Below are 17,798 nucleotides of genomic sequence, written 5' to 3'. Positions count from 1 at the left end.
AGGACTGGCGTGTTGTGGAACGAAAACCAACGCTGAATAAAGAGCTCGTGAACCGGGCGGTTATAGATGCATTTAAGAAATTGAACCCACTTGTGATGATGAAGAATCCAGTTATGTTTGTGGTGGAGATCGGGACTGTTATCACACTGATTCTGACTCTTGTGCCGGATTTGTTCGGAGCGACCGATGTGGGGCGCGGTTATAATCTTGCCGTGTTCCTGATCCTGCTCTTCACTGTGCTGTTCGCCAACTTCGCCGAAGCGCTTGCGGAAGGACGGGGCAAGGCCCAGGCCGATTCCATGAGGAAGACCAAGTCGGATACGATGGCCAGAGTGGTTCAGAAGGATGGCTCCTATAAGGAAGTCTCCTCTACCCAGCTTCGCATTGGCGATGTGGTCCGGGTGGAGGCCGGGGAAGTAATCCCTTCTGACGGAGAGATTATTGAGGGCCTGGCCTCCATCGATGAGTCGGCTATAACCGGGGAATCCGCGCCTGTGATCAAGGAAGCCGGAGGCGACTTCTCCTCGGTTACCGGCGGGACACGGGTTGCCTCCGACTTCATTGTCGTAAAGGTGACGACTGATCCCGGCGAGTCCTTCATGGACCGGATGATTGCGCTGGTGGAGGGAGCCAAGCGGCAGAAAACGCCAAATGAGATCGCGCTGACCACGCTGCTTGCCGTGCTCACCCTGATCTTCCTGATCGTAATTGTCACGATGGTTCCCATGGCTCAATATTTGGGCGTAAAGCTTGAAATTTCGACCTTGATTGCCCTGCTTGTCTGTCTGATTCCTACGACTATTGGCGGCTTGTTGTCTGCTATCGGGATTGCGGGGATGGACCGGGTGACCCAATATAATGTGCTGGCGATGTCTGGCCGCGCGGTAGAGGCGGCGGGCGATATTGATACGATGATTCTGGATAAGACCGGAACGATTACGTTTGGGAACCGGATGGCCTCCGAATTCGTACCGGTGAGCGGGGTTAGCGGCAAAGAGGTGACCTTCGCTTCCCTTCAAGCCTCAGTGAAGGACGAAACGCCAGAGGGCAGATCGATTGTTGAATTGGCGCACCGGCTTGGCGAGAATTGGCCAGAGCCTGCCTATGAGGGAGCCGAAGTGGTGGAATTTACGGCAGAGACCCGGATGTCGGGGCTTAATCTTGCGGATGGGACGAAGATTCGCAAAGGGGCTGTTGATTCTATTGTCCATCATGTCCATTCTCTTGGCGGCAAAGCACCTGCTGATTTGGAATCCATAACAAACACCATAGCCAAAGCCGGAGGAACCCCGCTGGCTGTAGCGGTAAACGACCGGGTATATGGGGTGATCTACCTTAAGGATACGGTGAAGCCAGGACTTAAGGAGCGGTTCGCTGAGCTGCGTGCTATGGGCATCAAGACGGTTATGTGCACCGGGGATAATCCGCTGACCGCAGCCACGATTGCCCTTGAGGCCGGAGTGGATGAATTCATTGCCGAAGCGAAGCCGGAGGATAAGATCGCCGCCATCAAGAAGGAGCAGCAGGAGGGCAAGCTGGTGGCGATGACCGGAGACGGTACGAATGATGCCCCGGCTCTGGCTCAGGCCGATGTGGGTCTGGCAATGAATTCGGGGACTATGGCCGCCAAGGAGGCAGCCAACATGATCGATCTGGATTCCGATCCGACCAAGCTGCTGTCTGTCATTTCCATAGGCAAACAGCTGCTCATTACCCGGGGGGCACTGACCACGTTCTCGATTTCCAATGACATCGCCAAGTACTTTGCGATTATCCCGGCCATGTTCATTCTGGCTATGCCCCAGCTGCAGGGGCTGAATATCATGGGGCTGGCCTCGCCGGAATCGGCGATTCTCTCGGCTCTGATCTTCAATGCCATCATCATTCCGCTGCTGATTCCTATAGCGATGAAGGGTGTGAAGTACCGGGCTGTGTCGGCTGATAAGCTGCTGCTGCGTAATGTTCTGCTCTACGGCATCGGCGGGGTTGTGGTGCCGTTCCTAGGTATCAAGCTGATTGACATGCTGCTGCATGGATTGAATCTGGTGTAAAAATGGATGCGATGACAAGAAACGGGGAGATAACATGCTTAAATCTGTGACTATAGCGATTCGGCTATCCTTGGTGCTCATGCTGATCTGCGGAGTGATCTATCCACTTGTTACGACAGGTGTTGCCCAAGCGGTCTTTCATGACAAGGCGAATGGCAGTCTTGTGGAATCCGGCGGCAAGGTGATCGGCTCGGAGCTGCTTGGGCAGAAGTTCGATTCGCCACAATGGTTCCATTCCCGGCCGTCCGCCGGGGATTATGATGCGACGGCCTCAACCGGTTCAAACCGGGCGGTTGCCTCAAGCGAGTATGCCAAAGAGATGAAAGAGAAGATTGCCAGCCTCTACAAAGAGAATCCGGGGCTTCAGTCCGTGCCTGCGGACCTGGTGACCGCCTCCGGCTCGGGTCTTGATCCTGACCTGTCCCCGGAAGGGGCCAAGGCGCAAATTCCGAGAGTCAGCAAGGAGACTGGAATCAGCGAACAGCAGCTGAACCGGCTGATCGACGACCATACAACGGGCCGACAGCTTGGTGTGTTTGGCGAACCCCGGGTGAATGTGCTGGGGCTGAACCAGGCGCTTCTCAGTGAAATGAAATAAAACGACGGCCGCTCCCGGAATACCGGGGGTGGCTTCTGTGTGTAACTGGAACTGTAGAGGTCGAGGCAGGGCGGAGAATGCGGACAAAGCGGAGAAGAGGGGGAGATCGGCATGGAGGGTTTTCATAGAAAGTCGCCGGAGGAGATTCTGCAGTCTATTTCCAAGCTGCACAGGGGAAGCTTTAAGATCTATATCGGTGCGGTAAGCGGGTCTGGCAAGACGTATCATATGCTGCGGGAAGGTCAGGCGCTCAGACAGCAAGGCATTGATGTTGTGATTTGTGCGGTATCCACGCTAAAACGTCCGGAAACCGTGGAGCAGCTTGGGAACCTGGAGCGAATCCCCAGTATTCATTGGACCAAGGATGGAAGGGAGTGCAAGGACCTTAATATCGAGGCGCTGATCGAGCGGAATCCTGAGGTGGTGCTGGTTGATGATCTGGCCCACCGGAACCGGCCGGGAGCCCGGAATCCGAGCAGACTCGAGGATATCAAGTACCTTTTGTCCCATAACATCAGCGTGATCACCACGGTCAATGTCTATGAACTGGAAGAGACGATGGAGGTGGCCCAGAAGCTGACCGGCATTGAGGTGAGCCAGTATGTGCCGGCTGATACATTGGAGCTGGCCGATGAAGTCAGACTGATTGACGTCACGCCTGAAACCATTCTAGGACGGCTTGAGGACGGACACCTTGACCGCAGCCTGTCATCAAATCTTTTCAAAAGAGGCAATCTGGGCGTTCTTCGGGAGCTTGCCCTGCGTCTTGTGGCTGAAGGGGTGAACGAGTCCTTGGAGGCCCACCGGGAGAAGATGGGCTTCACGGGGCCTTCAGGAGCTTCCGAGCGTATCCTGGTCTCCACCCAATATCACTGGAACGGCTCCATCTATGTGCGGCGAGGACAGCAGATTGCTAAACGGTTGAACGGAGAGCTGCTTGTGGTAACCCTCCGCAATTTCCGCAAACCCTTGTCGAAGGAAGCCGGGGCCTTCCGCAAATCTATTATGAAGCTGGTGGATAAGGTGGGGGGGCAGTTCGAGGAGCTGCCTTTTCACTCCCGTCGCGGTATCTCAAGGACTCTGGTCGATTATGCCATGAAGAACCGGGTGACCCGGATGGTGCTGGGCCACTCCAGGCAGACTCCCTGGCAGACCTTGTGGCAGGGCTCCATCGTCGATGAGGTGCTGAGGAAGTCCTCCCATCTGGATGTGTTCGTAGTGGCTGACCGGGCATTGCAGGAGGGGGAGAGGATTCTGCCGGCAAGCCTGCGTAAAAGCAAAGAGCCTACGGCTTATCGCAGGCTGAGCCGCCAGGAGGTCGAGGAGAAGATCGGGCAGATTACCCGCGGGAAATTCAAGGTATATATCGGTGCCGCCCCAGGGGTAGGCAAGACCTATACGATGCTGCGGGAGGGGAATGACCTGCTCAAAAAAGGAGTGGACGTCCGAATCGGGCTGCTGGAGACGCATGGCCGGGAGGAGACGATCGCCCAACTCGGAAGTCTTGAGGTGATTCCCCGCAAGGAAGTCCTCTATCAGAATGTCAGATTGGAGGAAATGGATACAGAAGCGATTATCCGTCTCGCCCCTGAGGTGGTGCTGGTGGATGAGCTGGCCCATACGAATGTTCCTGGCAGCAGGAACGAAAAGCGGTACGAGGATGTTTTGGATATTCTGGATGCGGGGATTTCCGTGATTGCGACCGTCAATGTTCAGCACTTGGAGAGTCTGAACGATGCGGTGGAGCATATTACGGGCATTCGGGTTCGGGAGACGGTTCCCGACAGCATCCTGCGTGCTGCAGACGAGGTCCAGTTGATTGATGTGTCACCTGAAGCCCTCCAGACGAGGATGCGGGAAGGGAAAATATATGCAATGGCCAAGGTGGACCAGGCTCTGAATCACTTCTTCAAGACAGGCAATCTGATCGCACTCAGAGAGCTAGCTCTGCGCGAGATTGCAGATGATGTGGATGAGCGGCTTGAGTCCATGGAGCGGAATCACTCACTGCGGGGACCTTGGCGGAGAACCGAAGTCATCTATGTGTGTGTGACGACGAAGTGCCAAGCGGAGCGGTTAATCCGCCGAGGGTTCCGGATTGCTTATCGATTGAAGGCCAAGTGGCATGTAAGCTGTGTTCTTCGAAACAGACAGGCACAAGATTTGGGCAGCCGGTTAACCGAGCTGGAGAAGCTAACGGTCCGGCTGGGCGGCCAATTCTCTGTTCACGAGGTGGAGAGTGCCAAGCGGATTCCTTATTTGTTCGCTGATCAGGCCAGGGCAGCCGGGGCCACGCAGATTATTCTCGGGAAGGACCTGTCCGTGACCCGAAGGCTGCTGCCATTAACCCGTAATATCGACGTGCTGATCACAGCTGATTCGGGAACGTGGCAATCCTGCGGAAATCGGATAAAATAGGAATATGGAACAGAAAACGACGGAATCATTCATATGGAAACCGTATTTGATTACGGTGCTGTTTATTGTTTTGATGACGATTGGCCTTCGGGCCACCAGGGATTTTTTTGACCAGGTTAATGCGGTGCTTCTATATCTGGTGCCTGTGCTGTACAGTGCCGTGAGATGGGGAAGGGGACCTGCATTCTTCACTGCGGGGATAGGCATTCTCGCCTTTGACTTCTTTTTCGTGCCCCCGGTATTCAGCTTTACGGTATCGGATCTGAGATATTTGATCTCATTTATAGTATTCATGTCCGTAGCCGGACTGACAGCAGGGCTTGCCTCCAAGCTGAGAAGCCAAATAGTTCAGGCCCGGCAGAGGGAAGCGAGCACGGCCGCGCTGTATGCCTTGAGCCGCAAGATTACAGCTGTATCGGACCTGGAGGCTTTGCTGGCGGAGGTTGTGCCTCATATTTCGGAAATGCTGAAGGCGCAGGCCGCCGTGCTGCTGCCGTCTAGAGTAGAGCCGATGTCCATGGAGGTGTATCCCATGGATGCGCAAGCATGGGCGGCAGATGAGGCCCATGTGTCGGTGGCCGCCTGGGTATACCGGCATAATGCCATCGCAGGACGGGGGACCAAGTCCCTGCGGGAAGCTTCGGAGCTGTATGTCCCCCTGCATACAGACCGTCAGGTCCACGGTGTCCTGGTTATTAGTGTTGGGGACATTCCGCTGGCCGAGATGCCGGGTTTGATCCTGACGGCGGAAGCCTTGTCAGACCTGGTGGCCGTGGCCATCTCCAGAGTGAAGCTCGCCAGTGAAGCCAAGGTTGCCCAGCTCTCGGCGGAGTCGGAGAAGCTGCGGACGGCGATGCTCGATTCACTCTCTCATGAGCTGCGGACCCCGCTTGCGGCAGTTACCGGTTCGGTGACCAGTCTTCTGGAACACGAGTCCCTCTTTACCCCGGAAGACCGCAGGGAGCTGCTGGTCACGATACGTGAAGGGGCGGGCCGGATGAACAGACTGGTCGGCAACCTGCTGGGCATGGTCCGGATCGAGAGCGGCATGCTGCGCTTGAACAAGCACTGGTGCGGGGTGGAGGATATCGTAGGCGTTGCGCTTACCCAGCTGAAGGACAGCTTACAGCAGCGGGTGGTGGATGTCCGTTTTGACCCGGATCTGCCTTCAGTTCCACTAGATGAAGTGCTGATGGAGCAGGTGCTGATCAATGTGGTCAGCAATGCGGTGAAATATTCGCCGGAGAACAGCCGGATTCTAATTGAGGCAGGCAGGAGCGGGGCAATGCTGGAGCTGAAGGTGCGCGACGAGGGTAAAGGAATCCCGGCGGGCGAGCTTCAGATGGTGTTCGAGAAGTTCTACAGGGGGAAGGCAACCAGCTCAATTCCTGGAACAGGACTTGGGCTTGCCATTTGTAAAAGCATTGTGGAAGCACATGGCGGAAGAATTACAGCACGAAGTGGGACTGGACAAGGGACCGAAATTGTAATTCTGCTGCCGGTCCACATGGCAGAGGGAGAGGATGGGAAGATATGAGCCTATCAGGCGCGAAGATACTAATCATTGATGATGAACCCCAGATTCGCAAGCTGCTAAGAGTGACGCTGAACGCACACGGTTATGATATTTCGGAGGCGGCGACTGGACAGGAAGGGGTAGTTCAGGCCACGATGATCCGCCCAGACCTGATTGTGCTGGACTTGGGACTGCCTGATATCACCGGGATGGAGGTACTTAGGCAGATCCGCGAGTGGGCGCAGATGCCGATCATTATTCTAACGGCGCTGGATCAGGAGCAGGACAAGGTGGAGGCGCTCGATCTGGGGGCGGACGACTATGTCACCAAGCCCTTTGGGATGGGAGAACTGCTTGCCCGCATGCGGGTTGCTCTCAGGCATACCGCGAAGACCCAGGATGAGCCTGTGTTAAGGCTGGGCGGACTGGTCATCGACCTGTCCCAACGCTTGGTGGAGCTTCATGGGGAGAAGCTGAAGCTGACACCGACAGAATATGATCTGCTTAAAGTCCTGGCCATTAACGCGGGACGTGTTATGACCCACAAGCAGCTGCTGAAGCAGGTATGGGGTGGTCATCAGTATGAGTCCGACAGCCAGTACCTGAGGGTGTATGTTGGCCATTTGCGGAAGAAAATCGAGGAAGATCCGGCAAGGCCGAAGTATATTCTGACGGAGCCGGGCATAGGCTACAGGTTCGCTTGGCAGGAAATGTAGAAAGAGGGCGGATAATATTTTTTCCAGAAAAGGTATTGACTACATAGGTGAGAGCCTGTAATATCACATTTAAATCTTAGTAATCTTATTGGTATTTGTTAATTTAATCGACCGGACCACCGGAGACACGATCATCCCCGAGATGAATGTGTCTTTTTTTGTTCCCTGTCACATTCCGCTTTGGTTGATTGGTTGAACGAGCTGGCAGTATGGAAAATGAAAATTTGATTTGAGGTGGAGGTCATGCTCATGATTGCAGTTTCCAAAATTGCAGGTACCGCAGCCGCAGCGCTGCTGCTGGCGTCAACACTGGTTATATCCGGATGCGGCGGAAGCAAGACAACCACGGCAAGCGCCGCCGGACAGGGCGGGCTCGAGGTATCCGAGCTCCGTTATCAAGGGAGCGTGGGCGCAGTTACTTATCCCGAGTTGGCTGAAGATTTAGGCTATCTGGCTCCGCTGAAACTTAAGTACATCGGAAATACGATCAGTGGACCCCAGGATATCCAGTCTGTCGTTACCGGGGATACGGATTTCGGGGGCGCTTTTAACGGAGCGATTGTAAAGCTGCTTGCAGCCAAGGCCCCAATTACGCCCGTGATTGCTTATTACGGTGTGGATGACAACACATGGACAGGTTATTACGTGCTGGACGGGAGCCCGATTAAGACGGCCAGAGATTTGATTGGCAAGAAGATCGCCGTCAATACGCTCGGGGCCCATCATGAGTTCGTGATCAAGGAATATTTGCACCGTCAGGGATTAACGAAGGAGGAAATCGATCAAGTGACCTTGGTTGTTGTTCCACCGGTCACCTCAGAACAGACACTGCGGGCCCAGCAAATTGATGTGGCCACCCTTGGCGGAATTTTGAGAGATAAAGCGTTGGAGCACGGAGGCATTCATCCGCTGTTCACAGATAAGGATTTGTTCGGTGTCTTCAGTGCCGGAAGTTATGTGCTGACCAAGCAATTTATCCAGCAAAATCCGAAAGCAGCGCGCAAATTTGTGGAAGCTACAGCCCAAGCAATTGAGTGGGCACGGACCACACCCCGCGATGAGGTCGTGGCCAGATACGAGAAGATTATTAACAGCCGTGGCCGCAAGGAAGACACCACCGCCATTAAGTTCTGGAAGAGCACAGGAGTTGCGGGAAAGGGAGGAACGATCTCAGAGGCGGAGTTCAGCACCTGGGTCGATTGGCTGGTGAAGGAAGGCACGCTAAAGCAGGGGGAACTGAATCCGAAGGAATTGTATACCAATGAGTTCAACCCCTATGCTAACGGGAAGTGAAACAGGCAGAACTTGTGAAGAGGTTTGATCAATACCAGTGAAATGAGAGGAAGTGGTTTGATATGTCGAGCACTGCCCTATCCATAAAAATCAGCATACAGGATGTAAATAAATCTTTTCGGATCAAGCGGAATACAGATCAATCCAGGGACAGCTCCGAGCCGGTTATCGCACTCCAGAATATCAATTTGGACATCCACCCTGGGGAGTTCATGGTGATTGTAGGACCATCCGGCTGTGGCAAGTCCACCCTGCTGGATCTGGTTGCAGGCCTGACGAAGCCGAGCAGCGGGCAGGTTCTTCTGGATGGAAGACCGATTACCGGTCCTGACCTTGACCGGGGCATTGTGTTCCAGCAGTACGCCTTGTTCCCATGGAAGACGGCTCTGGCGAATGTGGAGTTTGGTCTTGAGGCCAAGGGGGTTCCACGTAAGGAAAGGAGGAAGCTTGCCTTGGAATACATCCAGCTGGTCGGGTTGGCCGGGTTCGAGCACCGGTATCCGCATGAACTCTCGGGCGGCATGAAGCAGCGGATCGCCATTGCCCGGAGCCTCGCGTATGATCCGGATGTGCTGCTAATGGATGAGCCTTTTGCCGCCTTGGATGCCCAGACCCGGGAGACCCTGCAGAGTGAACTGCTGCGAATTTGGGAAGCTACGGGCAAGACGATTCTGTTCATCACGCACGGAATTGAAGAAGCGGTATATCTGGGCCAGCGGGTTGCGGTCATGACCTCCCGTCCGGGAAGGATCAAGGAAGTGATTGCGGTTCCGTTCGAGTCGAGAACCTCGGAGGAGGATCTGCGCGCCCACCCGGACTTTGTGCGGGTAAGACACCAAATCTGGGATTTGCTAAAGGATGAGGTACAGCGGGCACAAGAGCAGGAGAAGAGCCGAAGCCTTACGGCAGCCGGCTCCAAAATACCAGTGAAGGGGGCAGGGTTCAATGGCTAATCCAAGTACAGGAGAGGCGCTGGTCCGTCTTGAGGGCGGCAGGAGGAGTTCGCCAGCTAGGGCAAGGAGTCTGTTGGGATGGGGACTTGGGAGGATTCACCGGATCTTTAAGGCGGTTATCGTACTGGCCGCATTTCTGGCACTGTGGGAAGCGGCCCCGCGGCTTGGCTGGACCAACGCTACGTTTCTTCCTCCACTTACCGAGGTTCTTAAGACATGGTGGAGGCTGCTTCTTTCAGGAGAGCTTGCGGAGCATACCCAGGTCAGTCTGGCCCGATCTCTCGGAGGGTTCCTGCTGGCTCTGCTTGTTAGCATTCCGCTCGGGCTGGCTATCGGCTGGTGGAAGACGGCGGCACAATACTTGAACCCGCTGCTCGAATTATTCCGCAATACCGCCGTACTTGCGCTTCTTCCCGTTTTTATTATGCTGCTTGGGCTTGGAGAGACCTCGAAGATCGCAATTATTTTCTATGCCTGCGTCTTCCCGCTGCTGCTGAATACAATCAGTGGGGTCCGTAATGTGGATCCGCTGCTGATCAAGTCTGCCCGTTCCATGGGCCTGACTTCGGTGGGATTGTTCCAGAAAGTTGTCTTGCCGGCATCGGTACCTACGATTTTCGTAGGCATCCGGCAGGCAGGTGCCGCCTCCATCCTGGTGCTGATTGCGGCGGAGATGGCCGGCGCGAAATCCGGTCTCGGCTATTTCGTACAGTACACTCAGTTCAGCTTCCAAATCTCAGAGATGTATGCCGGAATTCTGACCATCTCGATCTTTGGTGTCCTGCTTAATTATGCACTGGTTACCTTGGAAAGGCGTCTGACTTCCTGGAAGCAGACACAGAGTGAATGAAGGGTAAGGAAGGGATACGGTAGGGCATAGCAGAGGATTCGTAGGGTCTGTAAATAAATTGGAATACATTAATTCACACGCGAATTTTAAGGAGGAATATATCGATGAGTGAGCAGCGGCAGATCAAGCTGGGCGCCTTCCTGATGACCCCGGGTCATCATGTGGCAGCCTGGCGCTTTCCCGGGGCTGAGGCCTCGGAGGTTCTGAACCTGAAGTTCTACAAGAAGCTGGCCCAGACGGCGGAGCGGGGGAAGTTCGACATGCTCTTCCTTGCGGACGGATATTCCGTCTCGGACAAATATCCCGAAGCCATCGCCCAGACGGTCACGGTGCGGCCTGAGCCGATCACCCTGTTGTCCGCCCTCGCGGCGGTCACCGATCATGTCGGTCTGGCGGCAACCGTATCCACCACCTATAACGAGCCTTACCATGTTGCCCGGAAGTTCGCCTCCCTGGATCATTTGAGTGGCGGACGGGCTGCCTGGAATGTGGTAACGTCGGCGAACCCGGACGAAGCCCATAACTTTAACAAGGAGGCGCATCTGCTTCACTCCCTCCGGTATGAGCGGGCGGAAGAGTTCCTGAACGTGGTGACAGGCCTTTGGGACAGCTGGGAGGACGACGCGTTCTTGTACGATAAGGATAACGCGGCTTTTGCTGACCGGAGCAAGCTGCATCCCCTTCATCATAAAGGGGAGTGGTTCTCGGTGAAAGGCCCGCTCAATGTGGCCCGCCCGGTTCAAGGATATCCGGTTGTTATCCAGGCCGGCTCATCGGAGCCCGGCAAGGAGCTTGCCGCCCGCACAGCCGAGGTGATCTTCACCGCTTGGCAGACCTTGGAGGAAGCCCAGCAATTCTACAGCGATGTGAAAGGAAGGCTGGCGAAATACGGGCGCTCGCCGGACGACCTTAAGATCATGCCGGGTGTGTTCCCGATTATCGGAAGAACGGAAGCGGAGGCTGAGGAGAAGAAAGCGCTTCTGGAGCAGCTGATCCCTGTGGAGGCAGGGGTAAGCCTGCTGTCCCAGCTTATCAGTGTGGACCTCTCGCCATATCCGGTTGACGGGCCGCTGCCGGACCTGCCTGACCTGGCGGAGATTAACGGCGGCAAGACCCGCTTTACGCTGCTGAAGGATCTGGCCGAGCGGGAGCAGCTGACGATCCGCCAGCTGTACCAGCGGATAGCCGGAGCTCGGGGGCACCGCGAGATCAAAGGCACCCCGGTCCAGATTGCGGACCAATTGGAGGAATGGTTCCGCGGTGGGGCCGCAGACGGATTCAATATTATGCCTCCTTATCTGCCGGGAGGCTTGGAGGAATTCGTGGATCTGGTTGTACCTGAGCTGCAGCGGCGCGGATTGTTCCGCACCGAGTATTCGGGAACAACGCTGAGGGATCACCTGGGGCTGAGACGGCCCGAGCACCCGGCCGCTTTTACCTATACCGCTTCACAGGCGACTTCTTAATGAATGGTTTCAACCCTAATCAGGATCCAATATAAGGAGGAATGGTGAATGAGTCATTTGATTAACGAAAGCGTAAATGTCGGTATTGAGGTTCATCCGGTTGGCGGGAGAATTGGTGCAGAGATCCGCGGTATACATTTAAGTGCCGATCTGGACACGGATACGGTGCAAGCGATCCGGGAGGCGCTGCTAAAGTACAAGGTGATCTTTTTCCGTGGACAGCAGCACTTGGACGATGCCGGGCAGGAAGCGCTTGCCGGAATTTTCGGCGCTCCGGTGGCTCATCCGACGGTACCGATCAAAGACGGAACTAATTATGTGCTTGAGCTGGACTCCTCACATGGCGGGAGAGCGGATTCCTGGCATACGGACGTGAGCTTTGTGGATGCCTATCCGCAGGCATCCATCCTGAGGTCTGTTGTAGTGCCAGCCGCAGGAGGAGACACGGTGTGGGCCAACACGGTGGCGGCCTATGAGAATCTCCCGGAAGAGCTGCGGAATTTCGTGGACCATTTATGGGCGGTTCACACGAATCAATATGATTATGCGGCACACCGGGAGCACGTATCCGAAGAGGCGGTCCGCCATCATAAGGAGGTGTTCGTCTCCACCTTGTATGAGACTGAGCATCCGTTAGTCCGGGTACACCCGGAGACAGGGGAGCGGTCGCTGCTGCTGGGCCATTTTGCGAAAAAGATCAAAGGGCTCTCTGCCAATGACTCCGCCCAATTGATCTCGCTGCTCCAATCCCACATTACGAAGCTGGAGAACACGGTGCGCTGGCGCTGGTCCGCCGGGGACGTTGTGGTCTGGGATAACCGGGCGACCCAGCATTACGCGGTGAATGATTATGGAGATCAGCACCGGGTTGTCCGCAGAGTCACGATCGACGGGGATGTGCCGGTCAGCATCGACGGCCGCCGCAGCATCACCCATACCAAGGTAGCTACGCAGCCGGAGAAAGGGATTCAATCGGCTTAGGTTAAAGGCTAGGCTAAATCTTAATGTTGATTTTAATCAAAAAATAAACCGCCCCGTAAAGGGCGGTTTATTAAGCTATTTCCAACCATTCAAAGACAAAAGTAAAGTCTAAATCAGCACACACGCTAACTGCCCGTTCGGCTCTAACGTTTATTATGCTCTGGTCACCCAGCATCGCTCCGCCTGTCACGCCGGTATCGCTCCATGCAAATTAAAACGTACTATATACATTTTCACATTCTTCCGCGGTCGGTTCATAAAAACAGTGCTTCTTCCAACGTCCTGCGAGCGGCTGATTATACCAGGTTGGCGGACATGGTCCGGGGTTTTCGAACGTTCCTGGACGGAAATACCAAAGGGAGAATTTGGCTGGCCAACTCCGCTCCCCATTCACAGACCGCTGCGCCAGACGGCGTTCCCTATCTCTTGCTTTTTGATAGTACAAACCATGCTGCAATGCTTCGAACGCGTGCGCCTGGTTGATCATTTGGGGAATCGTCCGGATTCCTTTAAAATCGGAGCAGTTCGCTCTTATGCGGTTAATGCCCACATTTCCAACAAGGAGCATGCCTTGTTCGCCTTCGGTCTCAGCCTCAGCTCGAAGCAACCTTGCCAACATATCAATATCCTGTTTTCTGGCTTTTACGACTGCCATTGGCTCACCTCTTTAGGTTTCTAGACTCATCATATTATAGGCGAAGCGGATGTGTTACTCTGGCAAAATAGAGAGCGATAATGTGATGTGTCCCTGATTCTTTCTGGGCATCACGCCGCTTCAATATATGTAAAAGCAGAAGTACTTAGAACACTTCGCAATTCGACAAAAGCAGGATCTTTCTCTCACGTCTACCTCTGACACGTCTATCGGATGATGATATTTTGTTTCAAGTAAATTGCTACTGTTTGATCGGGTTCACAAGCTCAAAGCTGCTATCATTAATAACTTGTCCTTTGACATAGCCCATAAAAGCAATTTCCAATCGCTCTACGTACAGGTTAAGGTCATCGGCAGGGAGATTAGAGATAGAATATAAGTGGGGATTTAGCCAAACAACTTGTCAATGACAATTGGATTAGAGAATTTTAATAGTCTTTTCATAAATCCTAATAAACCCTTGTCTAATGGTAGTTTGCCTAGGTGGTGGAACTTCCTGGAAGTTTGGCATGTGTTACTTTAGTTTCAGGTGGTGAACACCTCAAATCCATACACAAGGGAGTAGGACATGAACAACACGAAGAATAACCTTATCGGTAAAACAATCGTAGGAATCAGTCTTAGCCTTCTGGTTTCTTTGTCGGGAAGCATGTTAGTTACACCTGGAGCCGTACATGCGGCGGCAGCGGCCAGCACTTCGACGGCTGCCAGCATTATTGCAACAGGCAAGCAATTTCTTGGAGTTCCTTACCGCTTTAGAGCTCAAGAAGGGAGAACGGATGCGTTCGACTGTTCATCTTTTACCCAGTACGTGTTCAAGCAAAATGGAATTAATCTGCCACGTTCATCGAGACAACAAGCGGTTGTTGGCAGAGCGGTGTCCAAGGATCAGCTGCAGCCGGGCGATTTGGTGTTCAGTGATACGAACCGGGATGGTGTGATCAACCACGTAAGCATCTATATGGGGAATGGAAAGCTTCTTCATACGTATAGAGTGGGTATCGGTGTGACGATTTCGGATTTTGCAGGGAGCGCTTGGGATCGGACTTACGTAACCGCACGGCGTGTTCTAGCTGATGGGCAGAGCGTATCCACGTTCTCACAGACTGCAGGAACCGATGGCCAATCACAGTCCAGTACACAATCTAGTGCACAATCTAGTGCACAAACTGGTACGCAATCCAGCACACAAACCAACTCAGGTGATCGGTTACAATCCAGACCGCAAACGGGCTTTGCGGCTCCGTGGGGAGACGACAGCAGATATTACTACTTCTAACATGGCCTTACAAGATTTAGAAACTATGACGAATCAGATACTTGGCAGAATAAAAGCAAAAACATAGGGTCGGTTCGGGCCACCTTTTTAGAGTGCTTTTTTAACTACTCAGGGGTCATATGATTATAAATATCCTGTCAAGAAAAAATTGCTCCAAAATTTTAATAAACTTTTCATAAACTGGGATAACCCTTGCTGTGATGGTAGTTTGCTGACTTTCAGGTACTTAATGGAAGTTACAAATATGTTACCTTTGGTTATGGTGGTTCACCCCACACTATACCAACACACAAGGGAGTAAGCATGAACAACACGAAGAATAGCCGTATGGGTAAAAAATTAGTGGGAATCGGTCTTAGCCTCTTGGTTGCTTTTTCTGGCAGTACGTTAATTCATTCTGGCTCAGTGCATGCAGCAAGCAAGTCGACAGTCAGTGCCGCGGCGACCAGCAGCACAAAAGCAAACCAAATTATCGCAACAGGTAAAAAGTATCTTGGAAAACCTTATAAATTCGGTGCAAAGAGCGGGGTAACCAGCAGCTTTGATTGCTCTTCCTTCGTTCAATATGTCTATAAGAAACATGGAATCAAGCTGCCAAGATCGTCCAGAGACCAGGCCAAATCCGGCAAATATGTCTCCAAGAGCCAGCTTAGAGCCGGTGACTTGGTATTCTCGGATACGAACCGCGATGGCGTGATTAATCACGTGAGCATCTACATGGGGAACGGCAAGCTGCTTCATACCTACCGGGTAGGTGTCGGTGTGACTATCTCCACGTTTAAGGGAAGCACTTGGGATAAAACTTACGTCACAGCCCGCCGAGTACTGTAGTGGACAGGCTGTAAACTCACTGTATAAGGAAACATAAGAGAGTAACTTGTGCGGAGATAGAGAGCGCACGAAATAGGGGAAAATGGGGACCCGTTTGGGTCCTTTTTTGTTACAAAATATTGAGATAGTGCTTGCACATCTTGTTTGTATATGCTATATTAATCTGGTCGGGAAAAATGGAACGCATGATTTCGAGCACATCCGATACATATAACTTGGGGCCTTAGCTCAGCTGGGAGAGCGCATCGCTGGCAGCGATGAGGTCAGGGGTTCGATCCCCCTAGGCTCCATAACACTTAACACAAACGGCAGAAATGCCGTTTTTTTATTGTATTTTTTGAGCTTGTTTTTATTTGTGAACCAAGTACGAAGAGAGGACAGAGTATATAAAATAAAGGTATAAAGAACTCAGTCCATCGTAACCGGCACCGAGGATGCAAGGCGTATACGCAGTTGCATACCTCGATGCCGTTCCCTTCAAAGTGAGACAGGGCTCACTCACCAAATTTAATCTTTCACCACAATAGGTCTTACCACAATAGGTTTCACAATAATAATTCCATGGCTGTGCGTTCTTTATCTGCTATCTCAAGTAAAAGTTTCGACGCCTGTGATAGCTCTTGGTAGTCGCCTGTTCTGCCCGCACGGTCGATTGACTCAGACACGCTGACCCACAACGGGGCTATTTCCGAAAACATATCGTGGGCTTGTTCGACTTTCCGATCTTCCAACAGATCGGCGCATTCTCTCAAAAAATCCCGGTATAAATTCCGAAATAAAGCCCCACCGGTGCCCGCACGCTCCATCAGCAACGCGGTCAGACATAAATCATGTTCGATATTGCTGCTGCGGGAAGGCCACTTCAAGATTTCATTGCTCATTTTCACAATGCCTTTAATGCCAATATTGCGAATGGGTGGGTTCAGATAATCATACGCATTCTTGGTCAAGGATTCGCGTATAGCAGGAACGAGCGGAGGTAATTCGCCGATGGGTTCAAGCGTAAAGGAACGATTTCGGGAACTCATGGGCCCTTTTGCGTTTCTGGCCTCGGCCAAACTTGCCAAGCTCGTTTTCACCTGTCCGCCCTGTTGTCTAGTATCCGCCATGTAGGCGTGTTCATCACTGAAGCCGTGTAAGACCGCATAGTGACCGGCAAAATGCACCTTGTTCGTGAAATAATCCAAGTAATAGGAGTCTAATTTCAGACCGACCGGAATTCCGCGTTCGATGAAGCTCCGTACGTTCTGCCAAGCCTTGTCGACGGACGACGTTTCTTGAATTTTGACGGTCAAATCAAGCCGTTTGGCTAGGTTGGCAGTCAATTCGTCCGGTTTTACCCTTCCTCCGATAAACGGAAAGTCCATTCCCTTCGAGTCCCAATATATGAATCCATGCCCTTGTCCGAGTCCGAACAGCATCGGTTCAGATAGTTGGACCCCAGCATGCTGCAGTAAGTTGCCGATGGTGGTCGTCTCGCAATGTTCGCCTTGATAAGGAACAAAACCCTCAATGATTTTTGTCATATAATCCTCTCTCTTCCAACAATTCATTTATTAGACGGGCAACGAATGTCTGCTCGTTCTCGATTAAGCTTATTGGATGCAAGAACAGCGCCCTTACGTTCAGGGGAAGGCTGACACCGCCTTGTGATTCATACTTTTGGTTAAGGTTCATTGAAATTTGTGCAAGGAAATCCAACCGTTTCCGTAAAGCAATGATAGCTTCGTCTTTCCCGATATGAGGCAAAGCAGCCAATGCGAGATCAAAGCGGTTGTCGCGTTCCCTCGTGGAAGACAGACTGTCAACGATTTCATTTCTCAACTGGGCCATACCAGCTTCGGTAAGGGAAAATCGGGTTGGCATGGGTCCTTTGCCGGATTTCCCGTCGCATTCTTCGGGTACGATCCATCCTTTATCGTTCAATTTCTTCAGTCCTGTATAGATCGAAGTTGTACCGATATTAGCCCATTCCTTATAACCTCGTTGATCGACCAGCTTCTTGATATCGTACCCGGAAGCTTGACGACATTCCGCGAACATTTGCAGGAGCATGAACTCGACATTCGAAATGGTGTGCATGAAGCCCTCCTTTTTTTATATTTCATGTATGTAATATATCACTGGTGTAATAAAAGGTCAATAACCGAGAATACCAGGTAAATGATACAGGCGCATGTGGCGCTATTCG

Annotated in this window: 15 protein-coding genes and 1 tRNA gene; 13 read left to right on the top strand and 3 right to left on the bottom strand. The window is 52.7% G+C overall.

The window, feature by feature from the left end:
- Positions 1–14: 14 nt before the first annotated feature.
- From kdpB to BN6628_RS18395, 10 genes are all read left to right on the top strand, one after another.
- Positions 15–2,051 (top strand): potassium-transporting ATPase subunit KdpB, encoded by a 2,037-nt coding sequence (kdpB, locus tag BN6628_RS18440; protein WP_068619835.1) that lies wholly within the window; start codon positions 15–17, stop codon positions 2,049–2,051.
- Between the two features lie 34 nt (positions 2,052–2,085).
- Positions 2,086–2,649, top strand: coding sequence for a potassium-transporting ATPase subunit KdpC (gene kdpC, locus BN6628_RS18435; RefSeq protein WP_068619834.1), 564 nt, complete (start codon positions 2,086–2,088; stop codon positions 2,647–2,649).
- Positions 2,650–2,760: 111 nt separating this feature from the next.
- The gene (locus tag BN6628_RS18430; RefSeq protein WP_068619833.1) at positions 2,761–5,067 is read left to right on the top strand and encodes a histidine kinase; all 2,307 of its coding nucleotides are present in this window, start codon (positions 2,761–2,763) and stop codon (positions 5,065–5,067) included.
- A gap of 4 nt (positions 5,068–5,071) precedes the next feature.
- On the top strand, positions 5,072–6,604 hold the full coding sequence (locus tag BN6628_RS18425) for an ATP-binding protein (protein ID WP_068619832.1): 1,533 nt from the start codon (positions 5,072–5,074) through the stop codon (positions 6,602–6,604).
- Positions 6,601–7,299 (top strand): response regulator, encoded by a 699-nt coding sequence (locus BN6628_RS18420; RefSeq protein WP_068619831.1) that lies wholly within the window; start codon positions 6,601–6,603, stop codon positions 7,297–7,299. Before BN6628_RS18425 ends, BN6628_RS18420 begins: the two co-directional genes overlap by 4 nt.
- A 243-nt stretch (positions 7,300–7,542) precedes the next feature.
- A complete protein-coding gene (locus BN6628_RS18415; protein WP_068619830.1) occupies positions 7,543–8,592 on the top strand; it encodes an ABC transporter substrate-binding protein in 1,050 nt (349 codons plus the stop codon).
- A gap of 62 nt (positions 8,593–8,654) precedes the next feature.
- Positions 8,655–9,545 (top strand): ABC transporter ATP-binding protein, encoded by an 891-nt coding sequence (locus BN6628_RS18410; protein WP_068619829.1) that lies wholly within the window; start codon positions 8,655–8,657, stop codon positions 9,543–9,545.
- Positions 9,538–10,395, top strand: a complete 858-nt coding sequence (locus BN6628_RS18405; RefSeq protein WP_082926970.1) for an ABC transporter permease — start codon at positions 9,538–9,540, stop codon at positions 10,393–10,395. The genes BN6628_RS18410 and BN6628_RS18405 overlap by 8 nt, the downstream gene beginning before the upstream one ends.
- Before the next feature lie 104 nt (positions 10,396–10,499).
- Positions 10,500–11,861: an LLM class flavin-dependent oxidoreductase gene (locus BN6628_RS18400; RefSeq protein ID WP_068619828.1), complete on the top strand. Its 1,362-nt coding sequence runs from the start codon at positions 10,500–10,502 to the stop codon at positions 11,859–11,861.
- A gap of 48 nt (positions 11,862–11,909) precedes the next feature.
- Positions 11,910–12,842, top strand: a complete 933-nt coding sequence (locus tag BN6628_RS18395) for a TauD/TfdA dioxygenase family protein (protein ID WP_068619827.1) — start codon at positions 11,910–11,912, stop codon at positions 12,840–12,842.
- 211 nt (positions 12,843–13,053) lie between these two features.
- On the opposite strand, the gene BN6628_RS18390 is transcribed toward BN6628_RS18395, so the two are convergent.
- Complete coding sequence (locus tag BN6628_RS18390) at positions 13,054–13,497, bottom strand: cell wall hydrolase (protein ID WP_068619826.1); 444 nt, start codon at positions 13,495–13,497, stop codon at positions 13,054–13,056.
- A gap of 568 nt (positions 13,498–14,065) precedes the next feature.
- Between BN6628_RS18390 and BN6628_RS18385 the strand changes: the two genes are divergently transcribed.
- The 3 genes from BN6628_RS18385 to BN6628_RS18375 all read left to right on the top strand — a co-directional run bounded on the left by BN6628_RS18385 (position 14,066) and on the right by BN6628_RS18375 (position 15,897).
- Complete coding sequence (locus BN6628_RS18385) at positions 14,066–14,776, top strand: C40 family peptidase (RefSeq protein ID WP_068619825.1); 711 nt, start codon at positions 14,066–14,068, stop codon at positions 14,774–14,776.
- A 303-nt stretch (positions 14,777–15,079) separates the two neighbouring features.
- The gene (locus tag BN6628_RS18380; RefSeq protein ID WP_068619824.1) at positions 15,080–15,607 is read left to right on the top strand and encodes a C40 family peptidase; all 528 of its coding nucleotides are present in this window, start codon (positions 15,080–15,082) and stop codon (positions 15,605–15,607) included.
- Between the two features lie 217 nt (positions 15,608–15,824).
- Positions 15,825–15,897: transfer RNA gene (locus BN6628_RS18375), tRNA-Ala, on the top strand.
- Positions 15,898–16,152: 255 nt separating this feature from the next.
- Here the strand turns inward: BN6628_RS18375 and BN6628_RS18370 are convergent.
- The gene (locus BN6628_RS18370; protein ID WP_068619823.1) at positions 16,153–17,133 is read right to left on the bottom strand and encodes a BtrH N-terminal domain-containing protein; all 981 of its coding nucleotides are present in this window, start codon (positions 17,131–17,133) and stop codon (positions 16,153–16,155) included.
- Positions 17,117–17,689: a PadR family transcriptional regulator gene (locus BN6628_RS18365; protein ID WP_068619822.1), complete on the bottom strand. Its 573-nt coding sequence runs from the start codon at positions 17,687–17,689 to the stop codon at positions 17,117–17,119. The genes BN6628_RS18370 and BN6628_RS18365 overlap by 17 nt, the downstream gene beginning before the upstream one ends.
- Positions 17,690–17,798 lie beyond the last annotated feature (109 nt).

This window comes from Paenibacillus tuaregi (genome assembly GCF_900086655.1).
Classification (GTDB): domain Bacteria; phylum Bacillota; class Bacilli; order Paenibacillales; family Paenibacillaceae; genus Fontibacillus; species Fontibacillus tuaregi.
This window is presented reverse-complemented; position numbering and strand designations above follow the sequence as displayed.